26 protein-coding genes are annotated in these 26,609 nt (G+C 59.0%); 11 read left to right on the forward strand and 15 right to left on the reverse strand.

The window, feature by feature from the left end; translation table 11 throughout:
* Positions 1-36 precede the first annotated feature (36 nt).
* Positions 37-354, reverse strand: a complete 318-nt coding sequence (gene chbB, locus BM007_RS03765; RefSeq protein ID WP_008500676.1) for a PTS N,N'-diacetylchitobiose transporter subunit IIB — start codon at positions 352-354, stop codon at positions 37-39.
* 281 nt (positions 355-635) lie between these two features.
* Positions 636-980: an osmotically-inducible lipoprotein OsmE gene (gene osmE / locus BM007_RS03770; RefSeq protein ID WP_010430142.1), complete on the reverse strand. Its 345-nt coding sequence runs from the start codon at positions 978-980 to the stop codon at positions 636-638.
* A gap of 232 nt (positions 981-1,212) precedes the next feature.
* Here osmE and nadE point away from each other — a divergent pair, with 232 nt between their 5' ends.
* Positions 1,213-2,040, forward strand: coding sequence for an ammonia-dependent NAD(+) synthetase (gene nadE / locus BM007_RS03775; protein ID WP_023335358.1), 828 nt, complete (start codon positions 1,213-1,215; stop codon positions 2,038-2,040).
* A 181-nt stretch (positions 2,041-2,221) separates the two neighbouring features.
* Positions 2,222-3,100: an excinuclease Cho gene (gene cho, locus BM007_RS03780; protein ID WP_090418213.1), complete on the forward strand. Its 879-nt coding sequence runs from the start codon at positions 2,222-2,224 to the stop codon at positions 3,098-3,100.
* Here cho and ves read toward each other — a convergent pair.
* From ves to BM007_RS03815, 7 genes are all read right to left on the reverse strand, one after another.
* On the reverse strand, positions 3,078-3,635 hold the full coding sequence (gene ves, locus BM007_RS03785; protein WP_024908548.1) for an environmental stress-induced protein Ves: 558 nt from the start codon (positions 3,633-3,635) through the stop codon (positions 3,078-3,080). The genes cho and ves overlap by 23 nt on opposite strands.
* A 297-nt stretch (positions 3,636-3,932) precedes the next feature.
* Positions 3,933-4,427 carry an ATP-independent periplasmic protein-refolding chaperone Spy gene (gene spy / locus BM007_RS03790; RefSeq protein WP_024908549.1) on the reverse strand — a complete coding sequence of 165 codons (495 nt, stop codon included), beginning with the start codon at positions 4,425-4,427 and terminating at the stop codon, positions 3,933-3,935.
* Positions 4,428-4,765: 338 nt separating this feature from the next.
* Positions 4,766-5,731 (reverse strand): succinylglutamate desuccinylase, encoded by a 966-nt coding sequence (astE, locus tag BM007_RS03795; RefSeq protein ID WP_090417312.1) that lies wholly within the window; start codon positions 5,729-5,731, stop codon positions 4,766-4,768.
* A 10-nt stretch (positions 5,732-5,741) separates the two neighbouring features.
* Positions 5,742-7,067, reverse strand: a complete 1,326-nt coding sequence (astB, locus tag BM007_RS03800) for an N-succinylarginine dihydrolase (RefSeq protein ID WP_090417313.1) — start codon at positions 7,065-7,067, stop codon at positions 5,742-5,744.
* Complete coding sequence (gene astD / locus BM007_RS03805; RefSeq protein ID WP_061715460.1) at positions 7,054-8,541, reverse strand: succinylglutamate-semialdehyde dehydrogenase; 1,488 nt, start codon at positions 8,539-8,541, stop codon at positions 7,054-7,056. The genes astB and astD overlap by 14 nt, the downstream gene beginning before the upstream one ends.
* Positions 8,538-9,572, reverse strand: a complete 1,035-nt coding sequence (gene astA / locus BM007_RS03810) for an arginine N-succinyltransferase (RefSeq protein ID WP_090417314.1) — start codon at positions 9,570-9,572, stop codon at positions 8,538-8,540. Before astA ends, astD begins: the two co-directional genes overlap by 4 nt.
* Positions 9,569-10,789, reverse strand: coding sequence for a succinylornithine/acetylornithine transaminase (locus BM007_RS03815; protein ID WP_048991592.1), 1,221 nt, complete (start codon positions 10,787-10,789; stop codon positions 9,569-9,571). The genes astA and BM007_RS03815 overlap by 4 nt, the downstream gene beginning before the upstream one ends.
* Positions 10,790-11,222: 433 nt before the next feature.
* Between BM007_RS03815 and xthA the strand changes: the two genes are divergently transcribed.
* The 6 genes from xthA to BM007_RS03845 all read left to right on the forward strand — a co-directional run bounded on the left by xthA (position 11,223) and on the right by BM007_RS03845 (position 17,398).
* Entirely contained in the window at positions 11,223-12,029 is an 807-nt protein-coding gene (gene xthA / locus BM007_RS03820; protein WP_032645347.1) for an exodeoxyribonuclease III, read from the forward strand.
* A 6-nt stretch (positions 12,030-12,035) separates the two neighbouring features.
* Positions 12,036-12,719, forward strand: coding sequence for a TVP38/TMEM64 family protein (locus tag BM007_RS03825; protein WP_090417315.1), 684 nt, complete (start codon positions 12,036-12,038; stop codon positions 12,717-12,719).
* A gap of 15 nt (positions 12,720-12,734) precedes the next feature.
* Positions 12,735-13,895 carry an ABC transporter substrate-binding protein gene (locus BM007_RS03830; protein ID WP_254780645.1) on the forward strand — a complete coding sequence of 387 codons (1,161 nt, stop codon included), beginning with the start codon at positions 12,735-12,737 and terminating at the stop codon, positions 13,893-13,895.
* Positions 13,868-15,397: an ABC transporter permease family protein gene (locus tag BM007_RS03835; protein ID WP_090417317.1), complete on the forward strand. Its 1,530-nt coding sequence runs from the start codon at positions 13,868-13,870 to the stop codon at positions 15,395-15,397. The genes BM007_RS03830 and BM007_RS03835 overlap by 28 nt, the downstream gene beginning before the upstream one ends.
* Positions 15,397-16,011: an ATP-binding cassette domain-containing protein gene (locus BM007_RS03840; RefSeq protein ID WP_090417319.1), complete on the forward strand. Its 615-nt coding sequence runs from the start codon at positions 15,397-15,399 to the stop codon at positions 16,009-16,011. The genes BM007_RS03835 and BM007_RS03840 overlap by 1 nt, the downstream gene beginning before the upstream one ends.
* Positions 16,012-16,090: 79 nt before the next feature.
* Complete coding sequence (locus tag BM007_RS03845; protein WP_090417321.1) at positions 16,091-17,398, forward strand: sulfurtransferase; 1,308 nt, start codon at positions 16,091-16,093, stop codon at positions 17,396-17,398.
* Here the strand turns inward: BM007_RS03845 and BM007_RS03850 are convergent.
* Both BM007_RS03850 and BM007_RS03855 read right to left on the reverse strand, forming a co-directional pair.
* On the reverse strand, positions 17,395-18,012 hold the full coding sequence (locus BM007_RS03850) for a CDP-alcohol phosphatidyltransferase family protein (protein WP_090417322.1): 618 nt from the start codon (positions 18,010-18,012) through the stop codon (positions 17,395-17,397). The genes BM007_RS03845 and BM007_RS03850 overlap by 4 nt on opposite strands.
* Positions 18,005-18,574: a carboxymuconolactone decarboxylase family protein gene (locus tag BM007_RS03855; RefSeq protein ID WP_090417324.1), complete on the reverse strand. Its 570-nt coding sequence runs from the start codon at positions 18,572-18,574 to the stop codon at positions 18,005-18,007. The genes BM007_RS03850 and BM007_RS03855 overlap by 8 nt, the downstream gene beginning before the upstream one ends.
* 75 nt (positions 18,575-18,649) lie before the next feature.
* On the opposite strand from BM007_RS03855, the gene BM007_RS03860 reads away from it, so the two are divergent.
* Positions 18,650-19,069, forward strand: a complete 420-nt coding sequence (locus BM007_RS03860; protein WP_048027511.1) for a pyrimidine (deoxy)nucleoside triphosphate diphosphatase — start codon at positions 18,650-18,652, stop codon at positions 19,067-19,069.
* Here BM007_RS03860 and BM007_RS03865 read toward each other — a convergent pair.
* A complete protein-coding gene (locus tag BM007_RS03865) occupies positions 19,026-19,304 on the reverse strand; it encodes a YnjH family protein (protein ID WP_090417326.1) in 279 nt (92 codons plus the stop codon). The two genes, BM007_RS03860 and BM007_RS03865, sit on opposite strands and share 44 nt — an antisense overlap.
* A 229-nt stretch (positions 19,305-19,533) precedes the next feature.
* On the opposite strand from BM007_RS03865, the gene gdhA reads away from it, so the two are divergent.
* The gene (gene gdhA / locus BM007_RS03870; RefSeq protein ID WP_090417328.1) at positions 19,534-20,877 is read left to right on the forward strand and encodes an NADP-specific glutamate dehydrogenase; all 1,344 of its coding nucleotides are present in this window, start codon (positions 19,534-19,536) and stop codon (positions 20,875-20,877) included.
* Positions 20,878-20,948: 71 nt separating this feature from the next.
* Here the strand turns inward: gdhA and BM007_RS03875 are convergent, their stop codons facing one another.
* From BM007_RS03875 to BM007_RS03890, 3 genes are all read right to left on the reverse strand, one after another.
* A complete protein-coding gene (locus BM007_RS03875; RefSeq protein ID WP_061715467.1) occupies positions 20,949-22,856 on the reverse strand; it encodes a DNA topoisomerase III in 1,908 nt (635 codons plus the stop codon).
* A 4-nt stretch (positions 22,857-22,860) separates the two neighbouring features.
* Positions 22,861-23,904 carry a selenide, water dikinase SelD gene (gene selD, locus BM007_RS03880; protein WP_061715468.1) on the reverse strand — a complete coding sequence of 348 codons (1,044 nt, stop codon included), beginning with the start codon at positions 23,902-23,904 and terminating at the stop codon, positions 22,861-22,863.
* Positions 23,905-24,020: 116 nt separating this feature from the next.
* Positions 24,021-24,572: an NAD(P)H nitroreductase gene (locus tag BM007_RS03890; RefSeq protein ID WP_047648067.1), complete on the reverse strand. Its 552-nt coding sequence runs from the start codon at positions 24,570-24,572 to the stop codon at positions 24,021-24,023.
* Positions 24,573-24,739: 167 nt separating this feature from the next.
* Between BM007_RS03890 and sppA the strand changes: the two genes are divergently transcribed.
* Complete coding sequence (sppA, locus tag BM007_RS03895) at positions 24,740-26,596, forward strand: signal peptide peptidase SppA (RefSeq protein WP_024908569.1); 1,857 nt, start codon at positions 24,740-24,742, stop codon at positions 26,594-26,596.
* The last annotated feature ends 13 nt before the right edge of the window (positions 26,597-26,609 follow it).

The following is a 26,609-nucleotide window of genomic DNA, read 5'->3' on the forward strand; positions in this document are numbered from 1 at the left end:
GTGTGTGAAATAACTCTTTGACGGGAAAAATAAAAATTAATTAGCAGCTTTTTTAATGGCTGCCACAGCAGCTTTAAGAACACCTAAACCATCAATCTTGCCGTACAGCCCCGAGTCGATCACTTCGACCGGTTTATTCGGTAACAGTCGTTGAATTTCGGGCAACATATAGGCAATTTGCGGCCCCAGTAAAACGACATCGGCTGTCTGGCCTTTTTCGCCCGCCAGCGTCTCTGGAAACGCTTCAATCACCACAGGGACTTCATACTTTTCAGCCTGCGCACGCATCTTTGACACCAGAAGCGAGGTTGACATGCCCGCTGAGCAGAACAGGTAGATATGTTTCTTTTCCATCGTGTTTTCCCTCTTTTATGACTACCTGCCATCGCGCTATCACTCGACTCGCTGTCCCGGCAGACAGGTAGCTTGCGTACTGTTGTTTATCGTTGGAGTGAGTATACGCAATGGTACAGACAGGGGATAATTCTGGATAGACTCAAATTGTCTCTCATTGACCTGGCTTGTTGACTCCCTTCACATTTCGGGCAAATAATTCGCGCAAAGAAATAAGATTTACGTATGCATAAAAAAACCGGCCCCTGGGCCGGTTTGTTAACATCCTCAGGCAAGGAGGGTTACTGCGCCTTAGGTGCCTGCGGATCGGTGTCGTATTCAGCACAGGTCTGATAGCCGGAGTTGATCACATGACCGGTATCATCCAGCGCGACAAAGTAGGTTTCTGCCTTACCATCACGTTGACCCAGGATATAGGTCTGGCAGGTCCCTTTCGCATGAATCATGGTCACTTCAGAAGAAGGTTTACCGGCAATCGCGGCCACCTGCGAACGGGTCATCCCTTTTTTAACGTCTTTTACTACGGGCTGCGTAAACTGATCCTTGGTGCGATCGTAAGCCGTACACCCTGCCAGCATAGTCAGTACCGCCGCTGCGCTAAGAATTCCTGCTACGTTCTTGTTCATATTCCGTCCTCTTGTTTATCAGCGTGTTATCTAAGCATGGGATAAAAAGTACTATTGTTCAACTTTGTGAGTTACGCCAGACGAATTTCGGAAAATTCTAATAAAACAACGATAACCTGCTAAATCGGCGCAAATTAGCGCACTCGAAACTGTGATCCTTGTCGTTTCTCGCCCAAAGGGTTAGTTTTAACAGCTAACACATTCTGTTTATGTACTGCATATGGAGGGCGTGATGGCTCTGCAACAAGAGATTATTCAGGCACTGGGCGCGAAGCCCACGGTAGATGCACATGAAGAGATCCGCCGCAGCGTGGATTTTTTAAAATCGTACTTAAAAAAGAACGCTTTCCTGAAATCCCTGGTGCTGGGCATTAGTGGCGGCCAGGACTCTACCCTGACCGGTAAACTCTGCCAGATGGCGATTTCAGAGCTTCGCGAAGAGACGGGCGATGAGACGCTGCAGTTTATCGCGGTGCGTCTTCCTTATGGCGTGCAGGCGGACGAGCAGGATTGCCAGGATGCCATTACCTTCATTCAGCCTGACCGCGTGCTCACTGTGAATATTAAGGGCTCGGTGCTGGCAAGCGAGCAGGCGCTTCGCGAAGCGGGCATTGAGCTGAGCGATTTTGTTCGCGGCAACGAAAAAGCCCGCGAGCGCATGAAAGCGCAGTACAGCATCGCCGGGATGACCAAAGGCGTCGTCGTCGGCACCGACCATGCGGCAGAAGCGATCACCGGTTTCTTCACCAAATACGGCGACGGCGGCACCGACATTAACCCTATCTTCCGTCTGAACAAGCGTCAGGGTAAGCAGCTGCTGGCCGCGCTGGGCTGTCCTGAGCATCTGTATAAGAAAGCGCCGACAGCGGACCTTGAAGACGATCGCCCTTCCCTGCCGGATGAAGCGGCCCTTGGCGTCACCTATGACAACATTGATGATTATCTGGAAGGCAAAAAGCTGGATGAAGGTACCGCGAAAATCATCGAAGGCTGGTATCTGAAAACCGAGCACAAGCGCCACACGCCAATTACGGTGTTTGACGACTTCTGGAAGAAATAAAAGCAAAACGGTAACCCCAGGTTACCGTTTTTAGTGTTTGCGCCCTCTCCCGTGGGAGAGGGTTGGGGTGAGGGCATCAGGCCGCACGTCATGACCGGGTAAGGCGTCGCCGCCACCCGGCTCTTTTTTAACCACCACACTCCTGCTACACTGTATACCTGAACAGTATATGGAGCAGTATGTGAGCAGGCGTCAATCCGCCCCGCGTCTTGAGTTTGAAGCGGCGGCTATCTACGAATATCCCGAGCACCTTCGCCCCTGGCTTGAAGCATTGCCTAAACAGCCGGGCGTGTACATCTTTCACGGCGAAAGCGACACCCTGCCGCTCTACATCGGCAAGAGCGTTAACATTCGCAGTCGGGTGTTATCCCATCTGCGTACGCCGGACGAAGCCGCCATGCTGCGCCAGTCGCGACGCATTACCTGGTTCCAGACGGCAGGAGAAATGGGCGCGCTGTTGCTGGAGGCGCGGTTGATAAAAGAACAACAACCGCTGTTCAACAAGCGCCTGCGCCGCAACCGTCAGCTCTGCTCCCTGCAGATCAGCGAGGGCAAGCCGCAGGTCGTCTACGCGCGCGACGTCGATTTTTCTCATGCCCCGAATCTCTACGGGCTGTTCGCCAATAAACGTGCCGCACTCCAGGCGCTGCAGACGCTGGCGGACGAGCTACAGCTTTGCTACAGCCTTTTAGGCCTGGAGGCGACCACCCGCGGACGCGCCTGTTTTCGATCCGCGCTGAAGCGCTGCGCCGGTGCCTGCTGCGGGAAAGAAAGCGTTGAGGCGCACCAGGCCCGCCTCCTCAGCGGTCTGGCAGCCATCAGCGTGAACTGCTGGCCCTGGGAAAGCGCCGTTGCGCTAAAAGAGGTGGGCGAGGCAATGACCCAGTATCACATCGTCAACAACTGGCTCTGGCTGGGCGCCGTCGACGACATCAACGACGCGGCAACCCTGCTGCGCACGCCCGCCGGATTTGACCACGATGGCTACAAAATTCTCTGTAAACCGGTCCTGGCCGGTAAGTTTGAAATCATTGAACTCAATGGCCTGGCAGCCATGTGATTTCGCTGAACAATAAGGTACCCTGAGCCTCCAGCAGACGCAGCGTATGGGTACCCTCCTCCCAGCTGGCGCCCTGATCGGCCATCAGCAACTTATCGCCCAGTTGCCACGCCCCGCTTAACACAAACACCACGCCCCCGCGTGTGCCAAAGGTGGTAAAGGTACGGTCAGCCACGCGCACCTTCGCCCGGCAGCAGTCGCGGCGGGTCATGATGTTGAAGTCCATCGCCATCCGCCCATCGGACAGCAGCGCTTTCACCGGCAGGTCGCCGGCAAAGCTATAGGGCTGATGGTGCTTCAGGGTATGGAAGAACGCCTGACCGGCATCCAGGGTCACCTCCCCGCCTTCCAGCAAGGTAATCACCCGATCGACGCCGGGAAACGAGGAGAATTCGCCGTTGCTGGCGATAGTCGCGATACTGGCACGCCAGTGAAAATCCCTCGTCGCGGGAGGGAAGCAGCAAATCTCACGCGTTTCGCCAGCACCATTACGCCAGAGGCTGACCGGCATCTTACGGATATCAAAGAACTCCATCACCACTCCTGAATGGCACAACCCGTGCCAGGGCAAGGATATTGCTATCGTTGCTGTCTTGATTGTTATCGTTGGGTATTCACAGAAACAGTATCGGCAGCAGAGCGGGCAGGCCTTAGCGCAACGTTAATAAAAATGCTAACGCCATGACTCTACGAACATTCTCTGAAGCGACTACAGGAGGATACCGCGCTGGCGGCGGCAGGCAAGAGGGCAGGAAAGAAAAACCGCCGGTCCTGTCCACAGCGATTGCGCTTTTGTGGACAGGATCCCGGCGGTCTTAAGAGTGTGAACCGATTATTCGGTTGGTGCTGGCATTTTACCTTCCATCGCCGGACGTTCTGTCAGACGCTTCTCAAAATTCGCATTAAATTGTTTTTTCTGTTCCGGGGTCAGAATGTTGTAGATCTTGTTCTGAGTTTCCATGTGAGCCAGCATGCGGGCTTTGTGCTGCGCGGCCATTTTGTCAATCTGCGCTTCGGCTTTCGCCTTGTCGAAGCTGTCGCTGGCGATGATGTCATGCATCGCACGACGCTCTTCAAGCGGAGGACGTTTCATCTGGTCGCGTTCACCTTTTCTGATGTCGCGGATCTGCTGCTTCTGCGCATCCGTCAGGTTGAGATCCTTAAACATCATCATCTCGTTGTGCATACCCGGACCTTTATGATGCATCATCATTTTGCCTTCAGCAGGCGCGGCAGTGGTGGTGGTCGCAGTATCTGCGGCGAACGCCATGCTGGTAGCGCCCAGAGCCAGGGTAGAAGCAACAAACAGTGCAGTAAACTTACGCATAATTTATTTCCTTTCTTTCAGTTATTCTTCGGCGCTATGCCGTGTTGACGAGATTAACTTTACGGGGTTTATCGTCAATTAGTCAGAGCAACGGTAAAACAATGAAAGTGTAAAAAACAAATTTTCGCCAAATGTGGAGGAAATAAGGATAAAGCGTGGAGAGTTGCAACAAAAAATATTCAATGCGATGATTTTAAAGCGATTTAGCAGAATTATAACGGAGTGAAGGTGAATAATAAAGCAATTCACCAGGAATATTCTGCAAAACAAGCGCAAGCGCTTTAATCGTTAAGAAAAGTTTTTTACTTCCCCCTCCCGAATGATGAGAGGGGAAAGGTTCAGGATATTTTTTCCAGCATCAGCCCGGCCCGCAGGCCAAACGCGACGGTGGGGTTAGGGAATAAAACATACTCGGTGGTTTTCTGCACCTCGTAACGCTCCTCGCCATCCTCGGCCAGCAGCGCCCCTTTGCGGAACGGCGTGAAGTTGAGGGTATGTGCGGCCATGTGGAGCAGGAAGGCATCGCTGCGGCGCGTGATCTGCTGTACGACCCGGTACCGCTCAACGGGTTGATGCGCGTGCTCGGGAGCCTTTCCTCCCAGCAGCGCCCGAAGGGCGAGATGCGTAGGCGCAAAGCGGGTGAGATCGTTCTGGCCAAACGGCAGCGCTTTCCCCAGTTCCAGCGTACAGGACAACGCACCAAAGTTCTCACAGGTGAAGTGCGTAAAGGTTCCGCCCGGCGACTGGTGAAAGACCAGCGCCTCCAGCCCGGCGTCTCCCAGCCAGCTCAGGAAATCTTCCTCCCACGGCTGATTGCGCTGCGGCAGAACGCCAAAGCGAACATGGTAAGACGCGCGGATGGCCGTATGCAGATCCAGATGCCAGCGCACGGGCCCCGCAGCGGCAAAAAACGCGGTCACCACGTTCTCCAGCCACGCTGCCCGCGCCGTTTCATCGCTCTGCGGAAACTGCGCCCAGCGCCCGCCGAACATGCGGTTAATGTCGCTGACCAGATACCGTTTGTTTTGCGCCAGCGCAGGGGGATTGCCCAGCACCACCAGCACGCGGCACGTCAGGGCAATTTCATTGCGATACAGCGCGCGCAGCAGCAGATCGACAATCTCAACGGGTGCCGTTTCATTCCCGTGAATGCCCGTTGAAAGCAGCAGCGAGAGATCGCTTTTTGCGGTCGGCGTCAGCTCAAGCACCCCGCGCCCCAGCCACCGCCAGCGAAATGAGGGGCCGTCCCCCTCTTTCTGTTCCGGCGTCTCATCGGCCAGGGTCAGCGCCAGTAAATTTTCCATATCCACTCCTTTAGCGCTGGAACGGGTAAACCGATCCCAGCTGCAGGATTGTCGATAATGCGTCCAGCGCCTCGCGTCCTTCACGCAGAAGCTGCGGGTCAACCAGATCCGCCTGCGTTAGCCGATCGCGATAGTAGCGATCGACCCAGTCATTCAGACGGGTAAAGAGCGTATCGTTCATCATGACCGCCGGATTAACCGCCTGCATTTCGTCCTGGGTCAAGACCACGCGCAGACGTAAACAGGCTGGGCCACCGCCGTTGGCCATGCTTTCGCGCAGATCAAACACGCGCAGTTCGTCAATCGGGTTATCGGCCTTCACCAGCTCGGTCAGGTAGCGCCACACGCCCTGATGATCCCGGGACTCCTGCGGCAGGACCAGCATCATGCTGCCGTCATCGCGGCTCAGCAGCTGGCTATTGAACAGATACGTTTCGACCGCGTCCTGCACGCTTACCGCCGCCGTTGGCACCTGAATGGGCGTAAAGCCGCGCACGCGCTCATGCAGCGTGGCGAGCAGCTTTTCCTGATGGGCAAACGCCTGCTCGTGGCAGAACAGCACCTGGCGGTTGGAAACGGCAATCACGTCGTTGTGGAACACGCCCTGGTCGATCACGTGCGGGTTCTGCTGGGCAAAAATCACCTGGGAAGGATTGACCTGGTTCAGGCGGGCAACCGCCTGGCTGGCTGCCAGCGTCTGACGCGCAGGATAACGGGTTGGCGCGGCGTGGCCCCCCTCTTCTCGCCCGTAGATAAACAGCTGCAGGCCCGGGTCGCCATAATCGCCCCCCAGGCGGTTATGGTTAGCCGCGCCTTCGTCGCCAAACATCGCCACCTGCGGCAGAGCCTGATGCACCTCAAAATGGGCGTCCTGGCTGAAAATGGCGCGCAGCACGCGCTCGGTGGTTTCCGCTTCGGTGGCGCGGTGGAATTTATTGTTCAGGTTCGCCACCGTCAGATGAACTTTGCCATCCAGCGTATCGGCTGACGGCGCGACGGTCGCGGCGTTGGCCACCCACATCGAAGAGGCCGAGCTTGCCGCCGAGAGGAGGTGCGGCGTCTGCGTACCCGCTTTTTCAACCACCTGCTCATCGGTGCCGCTAAAGCCGAGCTGACGCAGCACCGCCACGTTCGGACGCTCCTGCGGCGGGATCACCGCCTGCGGGAAACCGGCATCAGCCAGCGCCTTCATTTTTAGCAGCCCCTGCTTCGCCGCCAGCTTCGGGTTCGAGACCTGAAAGCGATGCTTCGTCGAGGCTTCATTACCAAAAGAGAGACCGGCATAGTGGTGCGTCAGCCCCACCAGCCCGTCAAAGTTAACTTCACGCGCTTTCATGACGATCCCCTCCGGTAAAATCCAGCCCCGGATTAAGCGTCTCCGGCAGCGTCAACGCCGGGGTTTCCAGGCTCGCCATCGGCCACGCGCAGTAATCGGCGGCATACCACGCGCTGGCGCGATGGTTGCCCGACGCGCCCACGCCGCCGAACGGCGCGGTGCTCGCGGCCCCGGTCAGCGGTTTATTCCAGTTCACAATACCGGCGCGCGCTTCCAGCAGCAGTTGTTCAAACTTCTCGCGATGCGGTGAAATCAGCCCGCTCGACAGGCCGTAGCGGGTGTTATTCGCCATCGCAATCGCCGCATCGAAATCGTCATAGCGCCAGACGCACAGCAGCGGGCCAAAGACCTCTTCATCCGGCACGTTGCTCGCGCCGCTCATCTCAACGATGCCCGGCGTCAGCAGCGAGGTGCCCGGCTGAACCTGCTTTGGCTCGAGCAGGGTTTTCGCGCCGCGCGCGACGTGGTCATGCCAGGCCTTCAGTACGTTCAGCGCGGCCTGTTCGGAAATCAGCCCGCCGATAAACGGCTGCGGATCGGCATCCCACGCGGCAGGTACCAGCCGCGCGCTCACTTCTACCAGACGCTTCAGGAAGGCATCGCCCTGCGCGCCGCGCTTGACCAGCAGGCGGCGGGCGCAGGTGCAGCGCTGTCCGGCGGTAATAAAGGCGGACTGAATCGTCAGGTGCACCGCGGCGTCGATATCATCAGGATCTTCCACAATCAGCGGGTTGTTGCCGCCCATCTCCAGCGCCAGAATTTTCTCCGGCTGCCCTGCCAGCTGGCGGTGCAGCTGATAGCCCGTCCCGGCGCTGCCGGTAAACAGCAGGCCGTCGATATCGCTCAGCGCGCTCAGCGCCTGGCCGGTTTCACGTCCGCCCTGCACCAGGTTCAGCACGCCCGGCGGCAGGCCGGCCTGTTCCCACAGCTTAACCACCGCCTCGCCGGTTAATGGCGTGAGCTCGCTCGGTTTGAAAATGACGGTATTGCCCGCCAGCAGCGCGGGCACAATGTGGCCATTCGGCAGATGCCCCGGGAAGTTGTACGGACCAAACACCGCCAGCACGCCGTGCGGACGGTGGCGCAGCGTGGCCGCGCCGTCCGGCATGTCGGTATGCTGTTCGCCGGTACGGGTATGGTACGCCTTGACCGAAATGGCGATTTTATTGATCATCGCCGTCACTTCGGTTGTCGCTTCCCAGCGCGGTTTACTGGTTTCAGACGCGATGATGCGCGTCAGTTCAGCCTTGTTTGCCTCCAGCAGCCCGGCGAACTTTTCAACAATTGCCTGGCGCACGGCGAAAGGCTGTTTTGCCCACGCCGGAAACGCGCGGCGAGCGGCATGGCAGGCCTGATCTACCTGCGCGGCGCTGGCGTCATGCCCCTTCCAGAGCACCTCTTTTCCAACCGGATTGGTCTTTACGCGCTGTTCGCCTTCACCCGTGACCCAGTCACCGTTAATCCATAATGTCATGCTGTTTTCTCCTCAGGGCAGAGACGCACCAGGCGAACCGTATCGCCGGCGTTACATTTCAGGGCATCGAGCTCAGCAGCCGTCAGCACCAGACGTTCACATTTCGGGTTGGTTCGCACCAGCATGGCGCGGAAGTTGGCGTAATTTTCATTCGCCACCAGGCATGCGGGCCAGTCGCCCGGCGCGGGCTGGCCTTCAGAGACCTCAACCAGCCGGCTTTTACGGATCGCGCGCACGCGGTCGATATCGCACTCAAGCGTAGGCCCGCCGTCAAAGATGTCGACATAGTTGCGGTAGCGGAAGCCTTCTTTCTCCAGCACCGCGCGGGCGGGGGCGGTTTGCGGATGCACTTCGCCGATCACCGCCTGCGCTTCCGGGCTGAGGAAATGGGTATAGATAGGATGCTTCGGCATCAGCTCGGCAATAAAAGCTTTCTGGCCGGTACCGCACAGGTAGTCCGCCCGGCTGAACTCCATCGAGAAGAAGCGCTCGCCCAGGCTCTCCCAGAACGGCGAGTAGCCGGTGTCGTCGATCACGCCGCGCATCTCTGCGACCACTTTTTCGTTAAAGCGATCGCGGAAGGCGGCCATAAACATAAAGCGCGATTTGGAGAGCAGATAGCCGTTACCCTCTTTGCGCCACGCCGGATCGAGGAACAGCGTGCACAGCTCGCTGGCCCCCGTGTGGTCATTGCAGAGAAACAGCGTGGGCAGCGCGTTATAAACGTTCAGCTCTTTCGAGGCGTGAACCATGGTGCCGACGCGGTAGTTGTACCACGGGTCGTTAAGCCCGACGGCCACTTCAATGGCGCAGATCCCGGCCACGGTTCCCGTGTCGGTGTCTTCCAGCACGAACACATACCCCTGCTCGCTTTTTGGCAACGTCCCCTGCCAGGTTTGCAGGGCGCGCTCGATGCGCGCCGACAGCGTTTTTTCATCGGCAGGAAGCGAGGTCAGCCCGCCTCCCGTCTTACCGGCAAGCTGCATGAGCCCGGCGAGATCGCCGAGCTCAACGGGACGGATGACCATCATGATGACACCCCAGATTTCACTTTTTCACACGCCAGCGCAAAACGGTCCAGACCGGTTTGCACTTCTTCTTCGCTGACGATCAGCGCAGGCGCAAAACGCACCACGTTGGCACCGGCAATCAGCACCATCACGCCCACTTTTGCCGCTTCCTGTGAAATAAGTTTAGCTTTCCCGGCAAACTCAGCGGTGAGCTCGCAGCCGATTAACAGCCCCAGACCGCGAATTTCTTTAAACAGCCCCGTTTTGCTGTTGATGGCATTCAGACGCTCGACAAACCAGTCGTGACGCTGCTTAACGCCTTTCAGCACCTCAGGGGTGTTAATGATATCGAGAACCTGTCCGGCAACGGCGGTAGCCAGCGGGTTGCCGCCGTAGGTGGTGCCGTGGGTGCCCACGGTCATTACGCTGGCGAATTTATCTGTGGTCAGCATCGCCCCAATCGGGAAGCCGCCGCCCAGCGCTTTGGCGGTCGAAAGCACGTCCGGCGTCACGCCGTAGTGCATATAGGCATACAGCTCGCCGGTGCGGCCCACGCCGGTCTGCACTTCGTCGAAAATCAGGACCGCATCGTGACGATCGCACAGCTCGCGCAGCCCCTGCAGGAAGGCTTTTTGCGCCGGAAGCACGCCGCCTTCGCCCTGCATCGGCTCGACGATCACCGCGCAGGTGGTGTCGTTAATCAGCTCGCTGGCGGACTGCAGATCGTTATAAATACCGTGACGAATATCCGGCGGCAGCGGCGCGAAATCCTGCGAATAGGAAGGCTGACCGCCCGCGCTGACGGTAAAGAGCGTGCGTCCGTGGAAGGCATTTTTAAACGCCACGATGCCGCTCTTGTGGGTTCCAAATTTATCGTGCGCATATTTGCGCGCCAGCTTCAGCGCCGCCTCGTTGGCTTCCGCCCCCGAGTTACAGAAAAAGACCTTCTCCGCAAACGTCGCGTCGATCAGTTTTTTGGCCAGGCGCAGCGCGGGCTCGTTGGTAAAGCCGTTGCCGGTATGCCAGAACTTCGCCGCCTGGTCGTTCAGCGCCTGACGCAGCGCCGGGTGCGCATGACCCAGCGCGTTGACCGCAATCCCACCTGCAAAGTCGATGTACTCTTTACCCTGCTGATCCCACAGGCGCGAGCCTTCCCCACGAACCGGAATAAAAGCCGCCGGAGCGTAAACCGGCATCATCCATTCATCGAAATTTTCACGCGTAATTGACAGAGACATAGCGACCTCATCCGGTAAATAAAAGGTTATTTGAATGTTAAATAATTGAGTGTTTGCACTGTGAATGTAGATTGCAGCCTTCGTGCCAGCCAGCGATAAAAATGCATAAACGGGTTGAGGTAACAGAATATCAACAAGTTACGACATGGAGTTATTCACTGTTAGTGCATAAAAAGTGAATATTTTTACGACAAGCGGCGCTTTGCCGCATGAAAATCAGAAAGAGTATGCACAGGCCAAATATAATTCTGGAATTGTGATCGCTCGCGAAATTTATCGGTCATTTACGCCCTGTTTGGGGGCGAGACGCGTCAGAATGGTGCAAATATTGCACCACCGGCATTATCTGTCGCAGTTATTGGTCGAACCCGGTAACAGTTGACGCAAATTCTGCTACCATCCATGCACTATTCACCTTGCACTGGCAGCGACTATGAAATTTGTCTCTTTTAATATCAACGGCCTGCGTGCCCGTCCTCATCAGCTTGAAGCTATCGTTGAGCAACATCAGCCAGATGTGATCGGCCTGCAGGAGACAAAGGTTCACGACGACATGTTCCCCCTCGAAGAGGTGGCGAAACTCGGCTACAACGTCTTCTATCACGGTCAGAAAGGACACTATGGGGTCGCGCTGCTCACCAAAGCGCCGCCGGTTTCCGTGCGTCGCGGCTTCCCTGGCGACGGTGAAGAAGCGCAGCGTCGCATCATCATGGCGGAAGTGCCTTCTGCGCTCGGGAATATCACGGTCATTAACGGGTATTTCCCGCAGGGTGAAAGCCGTGACCATGAAACCAAATTCCCGGCCAAAGCGAAGTTTTATCAGGATCTGCAGGACTTCCTGACAACTGAACTCAAAAAAGAGAATCCGGTGCTGATCATGGGCGACATGAACATTAGCCCGACGGATCTCGATATCGGTATTGGCGAAGAGAACCGCAAACGCTGGCTGCGTACCGGCAAATGCTCCTTCCTGCCGGAAGAGCGTGAGTGGATGGAGCGCCTGCTGGGCTGGGGCCTGGTGGATACCTTCCGCAATGCCAACCCGGAAACGCAGGATCGCTTCTCCTGGTTTGACTACCGCTCAAAAGGCTTTGACGACAACCGTGGCCTGCGTATAGACCTGCTGCTGGCCAGTTCGCCGCTGGCCGAGCGCTGCATCGAAACCGGGATCGACTACGATATCCGCAGCATGGAAAAACCGTCCGACCACGCGCCGGTGTGGGCTAAATTCAAGCTGTAATGACGCGTGAACATTCGAAAAATCGCTTTCCTGTGCGCCCTTCTGGGCGCATTTATTCTGACGTTTGTCATGCTTCCCCCGGGAACCCTCTCCCTGGAAGGGATTAAAACTCACCAGCAGGCGTTACTTTCCCATGTCGACCACGCGCCGCTGCGCAGCGCGCTGATCTTTTTTGCGCTCTATGTCGCGGTCTCCGCCCTGTCGATACCCGGCGCGGCGATCCTCACCCTGCTGGGCGGGGCGTTATTTCCCCTGTGGGAAGGCACCGCGCTGGTCTCGTTCGCCTCCACGCTCGGGGCCACGCTGGCCATGCTCGCCAGTCGTTATCTGCTGCGCGACGGGGTCCAGCGGCGGTTTGCTCAGCAGATGAAAACGGTGAACGCCGGTATGTCGCATGACGGCGCGGGCTATCTTTTTGCCCTGCGCCTGATGCCGCTGTTCCCGTTTTTTCTGGTGAATTTGCTGATGGGGCTGACCCGGATTGGCGTATTTCGCTACTGGTGGGTCAGCCAGGTCGCCATGCTGCCCGCGACGGTTGTCTTTCTGAACGCCGGGCGCGAGCTGGGAAAAGTGACCTCGCTGCGCGATATTTTGTCGCCGGGCATGATATTCGCCTTTACACTACTGGGGTTATTACCGCTGGTCACCCGCCGGCTGTTTTCCCGTTATCTCCCGTCTGCTAAAAAGTGAGGCATTATGCGCCGTGTGCGTTTTTGCGCGTTCCTGATCGGTCTGCTGCTGGCAGCCCCTCTCTCTGCCGCCGAAAGCTGGCACGCTATCCAACAACAGGCCAAAGGCCAGACCGTCTGGTTTAACGCCTGGGGCGGCGATCCGGCGGTCAACCGCTACCTTGAGTGGGTCAGCGGTGAGATGCAAACGCACAATGCCATTACCCTCAAAATCGTCCCGCTGGCGGATGCCGCCGACGCGGTAAAACGTATTCAGACCGAAGCCGCCGCGGGGCGCAAGGCCAACGGCTCGGTTGACCTGCTGTGGGTTAACGGCGAAAACTTCCGCACGTTAAAAGAAGCGAACCTGCTGCAAACCGGATGGGCGCAGACGCTGCCAAACTGGCGCTATGTCGATACCCGCAAGCCCGTTACGGAGGATTTTGCAATTCCCACAGACGGCGCGGAATCCCCGTGGGGCGGTGCGCAGCTGACCTTTATCGCCCGCAAAGCCAGCATGCCGACGCCGCCGGAGGATCCTCAGGCGCTGCTGGCTTACGCACAGCAGCACCCGGGCAAGGTCAGCTATCCTCGCCCGCCCGATTTTACCGGCACGGCATTTCTTGAGCAGCTGCTTCTGACGCTCACCGATCGCCCTGAGGCTTTACAAAAAGCACCCGATGAAACGTTTGACCACGTTACCGCGCCGCTCTGGGCCTACCTCGATAAGCTGCACCCGCTGATGTGGCGCGAAGGCAAAGACTTCCCCCCTTCACCCGCGCGCATGGACACCCTGCTTGCCCGCGGCAGTCTGAACCTGTCGCTGACCTTTAACCCGGCCCATGTGCAGCAGAAAGTGGCGAGCAGCGAACTGCCCGCCGACAGCTACAGCTTTGGTTTCCAGGGCGGGATGCTCGGCAACGTCCATTTTGTGGCGATTCCGGCCAATGCCAGCGCGAGCGCGGGGGCGAAAGTGGTCGCTAATTTCCTGCTGTCACCGCGGGCGCAAATCCGCAAGGCCGACCCGGCCATATGGGGAGACCCAAGCGTACTGGATGCGAAAACGATGCCCGAAGGTGAAGCGAAACAACTGCTCGCCCACACGCCGCAGGGGCTGCCGAAGGTGCTTGCAGAGCCGCAGTCCGCCTGGGTGAACGCGCTGGAGCAGGAATGGCTGCGTCGTTACGGCACCCGCTGAGCGGGCTTGTCTGGCTGGCGATGGCGGTGATTTATCTGCCGATCCTGCCCGCCGGCGCCATGCTGCTTGCCCCGGCGTTTTCGGTGACAAACTGGCTGTGGCTGCTGAACGATCCGCAGCTACCTCAGGCGACCGTCGCCACGCTGGTCTCAACGCTCATCGCCACGCTGGGGGCGTTGCTGATTGCCCTTTTCCTCGTCAGCCTTCTGTGGCCTGGTAAGCGCTGGCGACGTCTCACGACCCGCCTGCCGTGGCTACTCGCGATCCCCCATGTGGCGTTCGCCACCGGCGCGTTACTGCTGTTTGCCGAGGGCGGTCTGTATTATCAGATCTGCACCGTCTGTTCTCCGCCGTTTGACCGCTACGGCGTCGGTCTGGGCCTGACGCTCGCGGTCAAAGAGAGTACGTTTGTCCTGTGGGCCATTTACGCCGTCCTGCCGGAAAAACGGCTCGCACTGCAGAAGACCGTCCTGCAAACCTTTGGCTATGGGCGTTTTCAGACGCTCAGCTGGCTGATCCTTCCGGCGATTGCGCCCGTTCTCGGCGCGGTGATGCTGGCGGTGCTGGCGTGGTCGCTGTCGGTCGTGGACGTGGCGATCGTGCTCGGGCCCGGAAACCCGCCTACCCTGGCCGTGCTGGCCTGGCAGTGGCTGAGCCAGGGCGACGCGCAGCAGCAGGCAAAAGGGACGCTGCTGTGCCTGCTACTCCTCGTGCTGCTAGCCGCGCTTGCCGCACTTGGGTACGGTTTATGGAAGGCATGGCGCCGCAGGGTTCCTGTCCTCAGCGGGACACGCCGCAGGTCTGAGCGCGTTCTGCCTGTACGTACACTCAGCGGCTTTCTGCCCGCGTGTGGCATCCTGTGCGCCGCGGTGCTGCTGATGCTGGCGCAGCGGGACGACGTAGGTCCCGTGGGGACCAGCCTTTCCTTCGGGCTGCTTTCGAGCCTGATCGCCCTGCTCATCAGCGTTCTCTGGCTGGAATGGGGCCCGCAGCGCGGCACACTGTGGGTATGGTTACCGCTCGCCCTTCCGGCGCTGCCGCTCGTCACCGGCCAGTATGCCATTGCGCTGCATCTGGGACTCGACGGGCGCTACGCCGCCGTACTCTGGAGCCACCTCCTGTGGGTATTACCGTGGACGCTGCTGGTGCTGCAACCCGCCTGGCGGCGGATCGATCCCCGACTTGTTCTTACCGCCAGAACGCTCGGCTGGCGACGGGAAAAAATATTCTTGCTGCTGAAATGCCCCCTGCTGGTGCGCCCTGCGCTGCTGGCCTTTGCCACCGGCTTTTCCGTCAGCATGGCACAATACATGCCGACGCTGTGGCTGGGCGCGGGGCGTTTCGCCACGCTGACCACCGAAACCGTCGCGCTCAGCAGCGGAGGCAGCATCCCGATTCTCGCTAACCGGGCGCTGGGATTACTGCTGGTCACGGGCACGGTGTTTGGTCTTGCCGCCCTGTTATCCCGGCTCGCGGGCCGCTACCGTCAAGGATTACGATAATGCTGAAGGTAAAAGATCTCACCATCGAACCGCTTTTCCGCGAGGTCAGTTTTTGCGTGCCCCGCGGGGAGATCGTCACCCTGATGGGGCCGTCCGGCAGCGGCAAATCGACCCTTTTTGCCTGGATGGTCGGCGCGCTGTCAGACGATTTCCAGGCGCGGGGCGAACTGTGGCTCGACGCGCGTCGCTGCGACGCTCTTCCCGTGGAGTCCCGCGGGCTGGGTATTCTCTTTCAGGACGCGCTGCTGTTCGACCAGTTCAGCGTCGGGCAAAATTTGCTGCTGGCGCTGCCTGAGCGGATCGCCGGCAGCGCGCGGCGGGAAGCGGTCGCGCAGGCACTGGATTCCGCCGGGCTGAGCGGCCATTACGCCAGCGATCCGGCCACCCTTTCCGGCGGGGAGCGCGCACGGGTCAGCCTGCTGCGGGCCCTGCTCGCGGAGCCGCAGGCGCTGCTGCTGGATGAACCGTTCAGCCGCCTCGATAAAGCGTTGCGGGCCTCATTTCGGGCATGGGTGTTTGACGCCGTCCGCGCGCGCAATATTCCGGTGGTGCTGGTCACGCACGATGAGGACGATATTCCACCCGGCGGCGAGCTGATTGAGATTTCTCGCTAGCAATAATGTGCTAACGCAATGTTTTCCGATTCGGGAGAGACGACAATGCCCCCCTGTTTTACTGACGTCAGGTTATTCGATGAAACGTGTTTCTCAACTGACCGCGCTGGCCCTGCTCTGCGGCCTCGCTTCTTTTTCCTCGCTGGCGGCTGATATGCCCAACGCCATCACGCTGTCTCAGCTTCAGGCACAGCACGGCACGCCTGTCGACACCCGCGCCAGCGCGTTTTACAACGGCTGGCCGCAGACGCTCAGCGGCCCCTCCGGGCATGAACCCGCCGCACTCAACCTTGCTGCCGCCTGGCTTAGCGCTATGAGCGACGAGCAGATTGCGCTTTGGGCAAAACAACATCAGCTTACCCCTGCAACGGCCATCGCCCTGTACGGCGACGAGAACGATAACCTGGCGGTAAAAGCCCGCCTGGAGAAAGCCGGTTACCGCCACGTTTCGCTGCTCAGTGACGCACTGCAGACCCCAGATCGCCTTCAGCGTCTGCCCCACTTTGAACAGCTGGTTTACCCGCAGTGGATCCACCGGCTCCAGCAGGGTAAACCCGTGACCGCCGCGTCGTCGGGTGACTGGAAAGTGATCGAAGCCGCCTGGGGTGCACCGAAGTTTTACCTGCTGAACCACATTCCCGGCGCGGGCTATATCGACACCAACGAGGTGGAAAGCGAACCGCTGTGGAATAAAGTATCCGACGACAAGCTGAAAGCGATGCTGGCGAAGCACGGGATCCGTCACGACACCACCGTCATCTTGTATGGCCGCGACGTCTACGCCGCCGCGCGCGTGGCGCAGATTATGCTGTATGCGGGCGTGAAGGATGTGCGTATTCTCGACGGCGGCTGGAAGGCGTGGTCAGATGCAGGCCTGCCGGTTGAGCGCGGCACGCCAGGTAAAGTAACGCCAGCCCCCGATTTTGGCGCGCCGATCCCCGGTCAGCCGCAGCTGATGGTGGATATGGAACAGGCGCGCGGCATGCTGCACCGTCAGGATGCCTCCCTGGTCAGCATCCGCTCGTGGCCGGAGTTCATCGGCGAAACCAGCGGCTACAGCTACATCAAGCCAAAAGGTGAAATTGCCGGTGCCCGCTGGGGTCACGCGGGCAGCGATGCTACCCACATGGAGGATTTCCATAATCCGGATGGCACCATGCGCAGCGCTATCGACATCGCCGCCCAGTGGAAGCGCTGGAATATTCTGCCGGAACAGCACGTCGCGTTTTACTGCGGCACCGGCTGGCGGGCGTCCGAAACCTTTATGTACGCCCGGGCGATGGGCTGGAAGAATATCGCCGTCTATGACGGCGGCTGGTACGAATGGAGCAGTCACCCGCAGAACCCGGTGACGACCGGTGAGCGCGGGCCTGAAAGTACGCTCTAAGGGTTGAGTGACTTCAGCGTCACGTAGCCGCTCCAGACGCGCGTTGTGGTGGTCAGCCAGCACAGCGCGCCGAATATCCACGCGAATAGCGTAAAGTGCGCCGGGAAGAGGCAGCACAGCACAAACAGCGCGATGGTCTCCGTCCCTTCCGTTAACCCGCCGATGTAATAAAACGACTTGTGCGCATAGCCGGGGTTGTCGATGTCGTGCTTCGCGGCCAGCGCCGCAAACGCCAGAAAACTGCTGCCGGTACCGATAAACGCAAACAGCAGCCATGCGGCCGCCAGCGCATTTTCCGCTGGAGCCGCGAGCGCAAAGCCAAACGGCACCAGGGCGTAGAACAGAAAATCGAGCGCGATATCGAGAAATCCTCCCGCATCGGTCAGCCCTCTGCGGCGCGCCAGCGCCCCGTCCAGACCGTCCAGCAGGCGGTTAAGCACGATGGCGACCAGCGCAGCAGGATACCAGCCGAGGGCCAGAAACGGCAGCGCCAGCACGCCAATGGCAAACCCGGTAAGGGTTAATCCGTCGGGCGTAATGCCCGGCCTGTCCAGCACGGAAACCAGACGATTCAGAACGGGCTTTACCCGCGGGTGCAGGTGACGGTCAAGCATGAGGCATCTCATTAAACGTGGCGCACAGCCCCTGAGCCGGAATATCCAGCGCGGCATTAAAGCGGGCGGAGAGATTCTGAAAGGCAATGAGCGCCGTCATCTCGGTGATGGCGTCATCCGTAAAGTGGCGCTTCAGCGCCGTTCTGATGGCCTCATCCGCCCGGGGCGGCGTGGCGGTCACCGCCTCGGCGTAGGCCAGCGCCGCGCGCTCCTGCTCGGTGAACAAGGCGGAACCCTGCCAGTCGCTCACGGCCTGCACCTTATCCAGCGCGCCGCAGCGCTCGGCCAGCCGCAGGCTGTTGGCATCAATACAGAAAGCGCAGTGGCAGAGCTGGGACACCCGCGTCATGAGCAGCGAACGAAGCACGGGCGTCAGGCGCGCGCGACGACGCTCCAGAAAACCGACAAACAGCGCCACCAGCCAGAACAGACGCGGCATGCGCCCCCACCAGCGCGTGGGATTCAGCACGGCGCCAAAATGCTTTTTCTGCATCACGGCAATGGGTTTAAGGCTGGCGGGAAGGGATTCGATAGGGGCAACCCAGGCGGTAGTCTCTTTCACCTGATTCTCCTGATAGGTGGACTCTGAGAAAGGGCACGATAATATGTCTTTTTTCGCTATCAATTATTGACGACCATGCTGAAAACACTCGATGTCGTTGCCGCCATCATCGAAAAAGACGACAAAATTTTACTGGCACAGCGCCCTGCCCACGCCGACCAGCCGGGCATGTGGGAATTTGCAGGCGGCAAAGTCGAGGCGGGTGAAACCCAGCCCGAGGCGCTTATCCGCGAGCTGCGTGAAGAGTTAGGTATTGAAGCACGCCCTGCGCAATACGTGGCCAGCCACCAGCGTGTAGTCTCGCAGCGCTTAATCAACCTGCACGCCTGGCACGTTCCTGCGTTTAGCGGCGAGCTCACGGCGCACTACCACAGCGCGCTGGCGTGGTGTACGCCGGAAGAGGCGTTTGGCTACGCCTTAGCCCCTGCGGATATTCCCCTTCTGGAAGCGTTTATTGTTTTACGCGACGCCAGACCAGCGGGTTCGTGCCAATAACGCGCTCGTCGCGCTGGCACTGCAGCAGAACGCCCTCCGCTTTCACCACGGCCCCTTCCGAGTAGTTCTGATTCTGATAGATGCAGCACTGATTACAGGGCTGCACCGTTTGATTCTCGCCGCTGGAGCTAAACACTTCCGGCGGCACATTCACTTCCACGTCCGGGCGAATGCGGTCAGCCTGCGCACCTGCGGTAAAGATCACACACAACGCGGTGAGTAGATAACGTTTCATAGACACATCTTCCTGTTGTTCCCTTGATAATGACTATAACGGTAAACCAGCGCGGAACCTTTAATATATCTCGTCATCGCTTTTAGTTATGACGCAGCTCATTTCATTAATTTCCCTTTCGCCCTGAATTTCTGCTTGCCAGACAAAGCAGTACGGGTGGTATAGTCAAAAAAACAACACAAAACGCATAAGTCATATACAAACATTATTATAAGAGGTTCTTATATCTATGGATCAGACACGCTCTCTGGAAAGTTTCCTTGCCCACGTTCAGCAGCGCGACCCGCACCAAAGCGAGTTCGCCCAGGCCGTGCGTGAAGTGATGACCACCCTGTGGCCCTTCCTTGAACAAAACCCGCGCTATCGCCAGATGTCTTTGCTTGAACGCCTTGTCGAGCCAGAGCGCGTGATCCAGTTCCGCGTGACGTGGGTGGACGATCGCAACCAGGTGCAGGTTAACCGCGCATGGCGCGTACAGTTTAACTCGGCCATCGGTCCGTTTAAGGGCGGCATGCGTTTCCATCCGTCCGTGAACCTGTCGATTCTGAAATTCCTCGGCTTCGAGCAGACCTTTAAAAACGCGCTGACCACGCTGCCCATGGGCGGCGGGAAAGGCGGCAGCGATTTCGACCCGAAAGGCAAAAGCGAAGGCGAAGTGATGCGTTTCTGCCAGGCGCTGATGACCGAACTCTATCGCCATCTTGGTCCTGACACCGACGTGCCTGCCGGTGATATCGGCGTGGGCGGGCGTGAAGTAGGCTTTATGGCCGGGATGATGAAAAAGCTCTCCAACAACAGCGCCTGCGTCTTTACCGGCAAAGGGCTATCGTTTGGCGGGAGCCTGATCCGCCCGGAAGCGACCGGGTACGGTCTGGTTTACTTCACCGAAGCTATGCTCAAGCGTCACGGCTTAGGCTTCGAAGGTATGCGCGTCGCGGTGTCCGGCTCCGGTAACGTGGCGCAGTACGCGATTGAGAAAGCGATGCAGTTTGGCGCTCGCGTAGTGACCGCCTCTGATTCCAGCGGAACGGTGGTGGATGAAGCGGGCTTCACGGCAGAGAAGCTGGCGCGCCTGTGTGAAATCAAAGCCAGCCGCGATGGACGCGTGGCGGATTACGCCCGGGAGTTTGGCCTGACCTACCAGGAAGGGAAACAGCCGTGGGGCGTGCCGGTGGATATCGCCCTGCCGTGCGCCACGCAGAACGAGCTGGATGCTGAAGCCGCGCGCACGTTGATTAGCAATGGCGTAAAAGCGGTGGCCGAAGGGGCGAACATGCCGACCACGATCGACGCGACGGACCTGTTCCTGGAGGCGGGCGTGCTGTTTGCACCAGGCAAAGCCGCTAACGCGGGTGGCGTGGCGACCTCCGGCCTCGAGATGGCGCAAAACGCCGCGCGTCTCGGCTGGAAGGCGGAAAAAGTCGACGCGCGCCTGCACCATATCATGTTGGATATTCACCATGCGTGCGTGGAGTACGGCGGTGAAGCATCGCAAACCAACTACGTGCGCGGGGCGAATATCGCCGGGTTCGTGAAGGTAGCGGATGCGATGATTGGGCAGGGTGTGATTTAAGGTTTATATCGTGCGGCCGGGTGCCCTCACCCCGGCCCTCTCCCACAGGGAGAGGGAGAAAACCGGGCGTATCAGGCCGCGCTCTTCTTCTTTTTAAACGGTTTCTTCGCACCCGCGCCTGGTGCAACCATCCCTCTGAAGCGCTTCACCGGCGTGCTGCGCGCCTGATCGATCAGCTGGTAAAGCGTCCCCACCAGCGGCTGCATAAAGTCCTGATAGCGGCACTGCTTCTCGCTGATCTGCGTCAGCACCGACTCCCAGTGCGCGGTCATGTCCGGCCTGGCGGCCAGCTCAGGCAGGGAGTGAATCAGCGCGCGGCCCGGCTCGGTCGAATGGATATAGCGCCCCTTTTTCTCAAGAAAACCGCGCTTAAAGAGCAGCTCGATGATCCCCGCGCGGGTTGCCTCCGTACCCAGACCGTCGGTGGCGCGCAGGATCTTCTTCAGATCTTTATCCTGCACGAACCGGGCGATGCCGGTCATCGCGGACAGCAGCGTCGCATCGGTAAAATGGCGCGGCGGCTGGGTCTGGCGTTCCACCACTTCCCCTTTTTCACACAGCAGCTCATCGTCTTTGGCAACGACGGGCAGCGGCGTGCCGTCGTTCTCCTCGTCACGCTCTTTATTCCCCAGTAGCGTGCGCCAGCCTGCTTCAGCAAGGAAACGGGCTTTCGCAATGAATTTCCCTTTCGCGATTTCCAGTTCGATCACGCATTTGCGGAACACCGCGTCCGGACAGAACTGCATCAGGTACTGGCGGGCGATCAGGTTATAGACCTTTGCTTCGTTGTCGGTCAGGTTGACGTTGCTGGCGCGCGCCGTCGGGATAATCGCGTGGTGGGCGTCCACCTTTTTGTCGTCCCAGCAGCGGTTATGGGTGTCCGAGTTCACCACCGGCTGCGGCAGCAGATCCGGCGCATGCACGCTAATGGCGTTCATCACAGAATGACGACCGGCAAAATGCTCTTCCGGCAGATAGCGGCTATCCGAACGCGGATAGGTGATCAGCTTGTGGGTTTCGTAGAGCTTCTGGCAGATATCCAGCACATTCTGCGCGCTCAGGCCGAAGCGCTTCGCGGCCTCAATCTGCAGGGCCGACAGCGAGAACGGCAGCGGCGCGGGTTCTGATTCCCGTTTATCGTTATAGCTGGTAACGATAGCCGGCTGTCCGGTAATGCGGTTAACCACATGATCCGCCAGCGGGCGGTGCAGCAAACGCCCCTCTTCATCCTGATACGACTCGCAGGCATCGCTCGGCTGCCAGACGGCGGTGAAGCGCTCGTCTTTAGGCGTGACGATATGCGCTTTCACCTCAAAGAAATCTTTAGCGACGAAGTTCTCAATCTCTTCGTCACGACGCACGACCAGCCCCAGCACCGGCGTCTGCACGCGCCCCACGGAGAGCACGCCCTGATAGCCCGCGTTGCGCCCGAGGATGGTGTAGGCGCGGGTCATGTTGATACCGTACAGCCAGTCGGCGCGGGCACGCGCGAGCGCCGAGACGCACAGCGGAATAAACTCGCTGTTGGCGCGCAGGCGCGAAATGGCTCGCTCGACCGCCTGTGGGTTGAGGTCGTTGATCAGACAGCGCTGCACCTGCTGGCGCTTTTCCGGCGCCAGCTCCAGATAGTCCAGCACCTCATCCACCAGCAGCTGCCCTTCCCTGTCCGGGTCACCCGCGTGCACGATTTCAGCCGCTTCATGCAGGAAGCGCTTGATCACGTTCAGCTGTTTGGTGACCGAAGGCCGGGGCTGCAGGCGCCATTTTTCCGGCACGATGGGCAGATCGTTTAAATTCCAGCGGGCGTAGCGGCTGTCATAGACATCCGGCTGCGCCTGCTCAAGCAGGTGACCGATACACCAGGTGACCACCTGCCCGTTACCGCATTCGATAAAGCCGTCGCCCTTGCGGTGCGGCTTGGGCAGCACATCGGCAATGGCACGGGCCAGGCTCGGCTTTTCGGCAATAAACAACCGCATCGAATTAACGGATCTCAATCATCGGTCGGCCACCGCGCGCGGTTACCAGCTCGCCGATCGCCGTCAGGGTAATGTCAAACTCGGCGGCCGTGGCCTGGACCTCGGCTTCGGATTCCGGCGTCACCGCCAGCAGCAGGCCGCCGGAGGTTTGCGGATCGCACAGCAGGTTGCGCCATTCTTCTGGCATTTCGCCCATCAGGTGACCGTAGCTGGCGAAGTTACGCTGGGTACCGCCCGGGACCGCGCCCTGAGCAATGTACTCCTCCACGCCCGGCAGCTTCGGCACGTCCTGATACCAGACCTGCGCCTGCACGCCCGCGCCCTGACACACTTCGGAAAGGTGCCCCAGCAGACCAAAACCGGTCACGTCGGTCATCGCCTTCACGCCGTCGATATTGGCGAACGCCGCACCGGCGAGGTTCATCTGGCACATGACTTCGGTTGCCAGCCCTTTGTGCTCCGGTTTCAGCAGGGACTTTTTCTCGGCGGTGGTCAGCACGCCAATACCCAGCGGCTTGGTGAGGAACAGCTTGCAGCCCGCCTGTGCGGTGCTGTTGCGCTTCACGCGTTCGGTCGGCACCACACCGGTGACGGCCAGGCCGAAGATAGGCTCCGGCGCATCGATAGAGTGACCACCGGCCAGCGCAATTCCTGCCTGCTGGCAGGCGAAACGGCCGCCATCAATCACTTCACGGGCCACTTCCGGCGGGATGGTGTTGATCGGCCAGCCCAGAATGGCGATCGCCATAATCGGCTTACCGCCCATGGCAAAGATATCGCTGATGGCGTTGGTGGCCGCAATGCGCCCGAAATCGAACGGATTGTCGACAATCGGCATAAAGAAGTCGGTGGTACTGATAATGCTGGTGCCGTTACCTAAGTCATAAACTGCAGCATCGTCGCGCGTTTCATTGCCGACAAGCAGGTTCGGGTCGACAAACTTCGCCTGTTCACTGTGCAGGATGGTCTCCAGCACTTTCGGGGAAATTTTACAACCGCAACCGGCTCCGTGGCTGTACTGCGTTAAACGAATGGTTTGCTCGCTCATGGACGTCTCCTGTCATCTCAATCGCGCTATGGTAGCGCTCATTCCATAAAGAGGTAAGTATGACTGTCTGAATTCTGCGGCAGATGCTCAGAATCCAGACAGTTTAGCGTGCGTTATCAGAAGCGGCTGACGAAAGGCGTGGTGTCCGGCACGCTGATGGTGCTGGAGGCTTTAAGCTGCGGGGTGCCGAGGTAGAGGAAACCGACAATTTTGTCATGCTCACCGCAGCCAAAACCGTCACGGACCGCCGGGCTTTCGGTCAGCGCACCGGTGCGCCAGATACCGTTGAAGCCTTGCGCGACGGCGGCCATTTGCATCGCCATCACCGCACAGCCCGCAGACATTTCCTGTTCCCAGACCGGAACTTTATGATCCGCCTGGCATTTTGCCACGACAGCGATGATCATCGGGGCGCGGAACGGGGCATTACGCGCCTTGTCGATCCCCTTCTCATCCTGCCCTGCGGCCACCGCCCCCTGCTCCAGCAGCTGGCTGAAACGATCGCGTCCTTCGCCTTCAATTACAAAGAAGTGCCACGGCTGCAGTGTGCCATGATCGGGGGCACGCATGCCGGCACGCAGAATGTTCTCCAGCTGCTCGCCTGCCGGGGCAGGTTCGGCCAGACGGGAAGCGCTACGGCGGTTAACAAGCAGTTCGAGTGCGTCCATTGGTTAACTCCTTTCTTGAAATTTACTCACAAAATTAACACGGCGGCAGATTTTGTTACAGCCTGGCAGGCGATTCCTGCTGACAAGTGGCGGTTGGGTCATTACGATAACCCAACATTACCGTCCAGTGGCGACGGAAACAGTCATTTTCTGGTTAGGGAGAATACATGCGAACCCTTTGGCGAATCATTGCCGGTTTCTTTAAATGGACGTGGAGACTGCTCAACTTCGTCCGCAACCTGGTGATGAACATCTTCTTCATCTTCCTGGTTCTGGTTTGCGCGGGCATCTGGATGCATATCAGTAATGCGAATCAGGCGCAGCATTCAACGCGCGGCGCGCTATTACTCGATATCACCGGCGTTATCGTTGATAAGCCGTCCACCAGCAGTCGCCTGAGCGTGATTGGTCGCCAGCTGTTTGGCGCAACCTCAGATCGTCTGCAGGAAAACTCCCTGTTTGATATTGTCGATACCATCCGCCAGGCCAAAAACGACCGTAACATCACCGGGATCGTGCTGGATCTGAAAGATTTTGCCGGAGGCGATCAGCCTTCAATGCAGTACATCGGTAAAGCGCTGCGCGAATTCCGCGACAGCGGCAAGCCGGTGATTGCCGTGGGCGACAGCTACAGCCAGGGGCAATATTATCTGGCGAGCTTCGCCAATAAGATCTGGCTCTCCCCGCAGGGTACGGTGGATCTGCACGGCTTTGCCACCAACGGCCTGTACTACAAATCATTGCTCGACAAGCTAAAGGTCACCACCCACGTCTTCCGCGTCGGTACCTATAAATCCGCCGTTGAGCCGTTTATCCGCGACGATATGTCCCCTGCCGCCCGCGAAGCGGACAGCCGCTGGATTGGCGAGCTGTGGCAGAACTATCTGGGCACCGTTGCCGCGAACCGTCAGATTACGCCTGAGCAGGCGTTCCCTGGCGCGCAGGGCGTGCTGGAAGGCCTGCGTAAGGTTGACGGCGATACCGCGAAATATGCGCTGGATAACAAACTGGTTGATGCCCTGGGCACCAGCGCCGAGATTGAAAAATCCCTGAGCAAGCAGTTTGGCTGGAGCAAAGAGGATAAAAACTACAGCGCCATCAGCATGTATGATTACTCGACGAAAAAGCCGGATGACAGCGGTGACAGCGTCGCGGTGGTCTTTGCCAACGGTGCGATCATGGACGGTCAGGAGACCCCGGGGAACGTGGGCGGCGATACGACCGCGTCACAAATCCGCGATGCGCGCCTGGATCCGAAAGTGAAGGCGATTGTCCTGCGGGTCAACAGCCCTGGCGGCAGCGTGAGCGCCTCCGAGGTGATCCGCGCTGAACTGGCTGCGGCGCGCGCCGCCGGTAAGCCAGTCGTCGTCTCAATGGGCGGAATGGCCGCCTCCGGAGGTTACTGGATCTCAACGCCAGCCAACTACATCGTGGCTAACCCAAGCACGCTGACCGGTTCGATTGGTATCTTCGGGGTGATCAACACCGTAGAGAACAGCCTGGATTCCCTGGGCGTGCATACCGATGGCGTAGCGACCTCTCCGCTGGCGGATGTGTCGGTGACCAAATCTCTGCCGCCGGAAGTCTCTGAGATGATGCAGCTCAGCATTGAGAACGGCTATAAACGCTTTATCACCCTGGTCGCAGACTCGCGTAAAAAAACGCCTGAGCAGATCGACCAGATTGCGCAGGGCCACGTCTGGACCGGTCAGGATGCGAAGAGCAACGGACTGGTGGACAGCCTGGGTGACTTCGATGACGCGGTGAAGAAAGCCGCCGAACTGGCGAAGCTGAAGCAGTGGCATATCGAGTATTACCAGGACGAACCGTCGTTCTTCGATATGGTCATGGACAGCATGTCCGGCTCGGTACGCGCCATGCTGCCGGAGGCGCTGCAGGCTTACCTGCCTGCGCCAGTCGCCACGGCGGCAAAAGCGATGAAGGCGGAAAGCGATAAGCTTGCGGCCTTTAACGATCCACAGAGTCGTTACGCGTTTTGCCTGACCTGCGCGAACGTCCGTTAAAAACCGTCCCCTC

Source organism: Enterobacter sp. NFIX59, assembly GCF_900113755.1.
GTDB classification, from domain to species: domain Bacteria; phylum Pseudomonadota; class Gammaproteobacteria; order Enterobacterales; family Enterobacteriaceae; genus Enterobacter; species Enterobacter pseudoroggenkampii.

What these genes read in the sequence shown, in the direction of transcription:
- chbB (WP_008500676.1), bottom strand. Translation starts at nt 354, where the DNA reads ATGGAAAAGAAACATATCTACCTGTTCTGCTCAGCGGGCATGTCAACC.
- osmE (WP_010430142.1), bottom strand. Translation starts at nt 980, where the DNA reads ATGAACAAGAACGTAGCAGGAATTCTTAGCGCAGCGGCGGTACTGACT.
- nadE (WP_023335358.1), top strand. Translation starts at nt 1,213, where the DNA reads ATGGCTCTGCAACAAGAGATTATTCAGGCACTGGGCGCGAAGCCCACG.
- ves (WP_024908548.1), bottom strand. Translation starts at nt 3,635, where the DNA reads ATGGAGTTCTTTGATATCCGTAAGATGCCGGTCAGCCTCTGGCGTAAT.
- spy (WP_024908549.1), bottom strand. Translation starts at nt 4,427, where the DNA reads ATGCGTAAGTTTACTGCACTGTTTGTTGCTTCTACCCTGGCTCTGGGC.
- astE (WP_090417312.1), bottom strand. Translation starts at nt 5,731, where the DNA reads ATGGAAAATTTACTGGCGCTGACCCTGGCCGATGAGACGCCGGAACAG.
- astB (WP_090417313.1), bottom strand. Translation starts at nt 7,067, where the DNA reads ATGAAAGCGCGTGAAGTTAACTTTGACGGGCTGGTGGGGCTGACGCAC.
- astD (WP_061715460.1), bottom strand. Translation starts at nt 8,541, where the DNA reads ATGACATTATGGATTAACGGTGACTGGGTCACGGGTGAAGGCGAACAG.
- astA (WP_090417314.1), bottom strand. Translation starts at nt 9,572, where the DNA reads ATGATGGTCATCCGTCCCGTTGAGCTCGGCGATCTCGCCGGGCTCATG.
- BM007_RS03815 (WP_048991592.1), bottom strand. Translation starts at nt 10,789, where the DNA reads ATGTCTCTGTCAATTACGCGTGAAAATTTCGATGAATGGATGATGCCG.
- xthA (WP_032645347.1), top strand. Translation starts at nt 11,223, where the DNA reads ATGAAATTTGTCTCTTTTAATATCAACGGCCTGCGTGCCCGTCCTCAT.
- BM007_RS03835 (WP_090417317.1), top strand. Translation starts at nt 13,868, where the DNA reads ATGGCTGCGTCGTTACGGCACCCGCTGAGCGGGCTTGTCTGGCTGGCG.
- BM007_RS03840 (WP_090417319.1), top strand. Translation starts at nt 15,397, where the DNA reads ATGCTGAAGGTAAAAGATCTCACCATCGAACCGCTTTTCCGCGAGGTC.
- BM007_RS03845 (WP_090417321.1), top strand. Translation starts at nt 16,091, where the DNA reads ATGAAACGTGTTTCTCAACTGACCGCGCTGGCCCTGCTCTGCGGCCTC.
- BM007_RS03850 (WP_090417322.1), bottom strand. Translation starts at nt 18,012, where the DNA reads ATGCTTGACCGTCACCTGCACCCGCGGGTAAAGCCCGTTCTGAATCGT.
- BM007_RS03860 (WP_048027511.1), top strand. Translation starts at nt 18,650, where the DNA reads ATGCTGAAAACACTCGATGTCGTTGCCGCCATCATCGAAAAAGACGAC.
- BM007_RS03865 (WP_090417326.1), bottom strand. Translation starts at nt 19,304, where the DNA reads ATGAAACGTTATCTACTCACCGCGTTGTGTGTGATCTTTACCGCAGGT.
- gdhA (WP_090417328.1), top strand. Translation starts at nt 19,534, where the DNA reads ATGGATCAGACACGCTCTCTGGAAAGTTTCCTTGCCCACGTTCAGCAG.
- BM007_RS03875 (WP_061715467.1), bottom strand. Translation starts at nt 22,856, where the DNA reads ATGCGGTTGTTTATTGCCGAAAAGCCGAGCCTGGCCCGTGCCATTGCC.
- selD (WP_061715468.1), bottom strand. Translation starts at nt 23,904, where the DNA reads ATGAGCGAGCAAACCATTCGTTTAACGCAGTACAGCCACGGAGCCGGT.
- BM007_RS03890 (WP_047648067.1), bottom strand. Translation starts at nt 24,572, where the DNA reads ATGGACGCACTCGAACTGCTTGTTAACCGCCGTAGCGCTTCCCGTCTG.
- sppA (WP_024908569.1), top strand. Translation starts at nt 24,740, where the DNA reads ATGCGAACCCTTTGGCGAATCATTGCCGGTTTCTTTAAATGGACGTGG.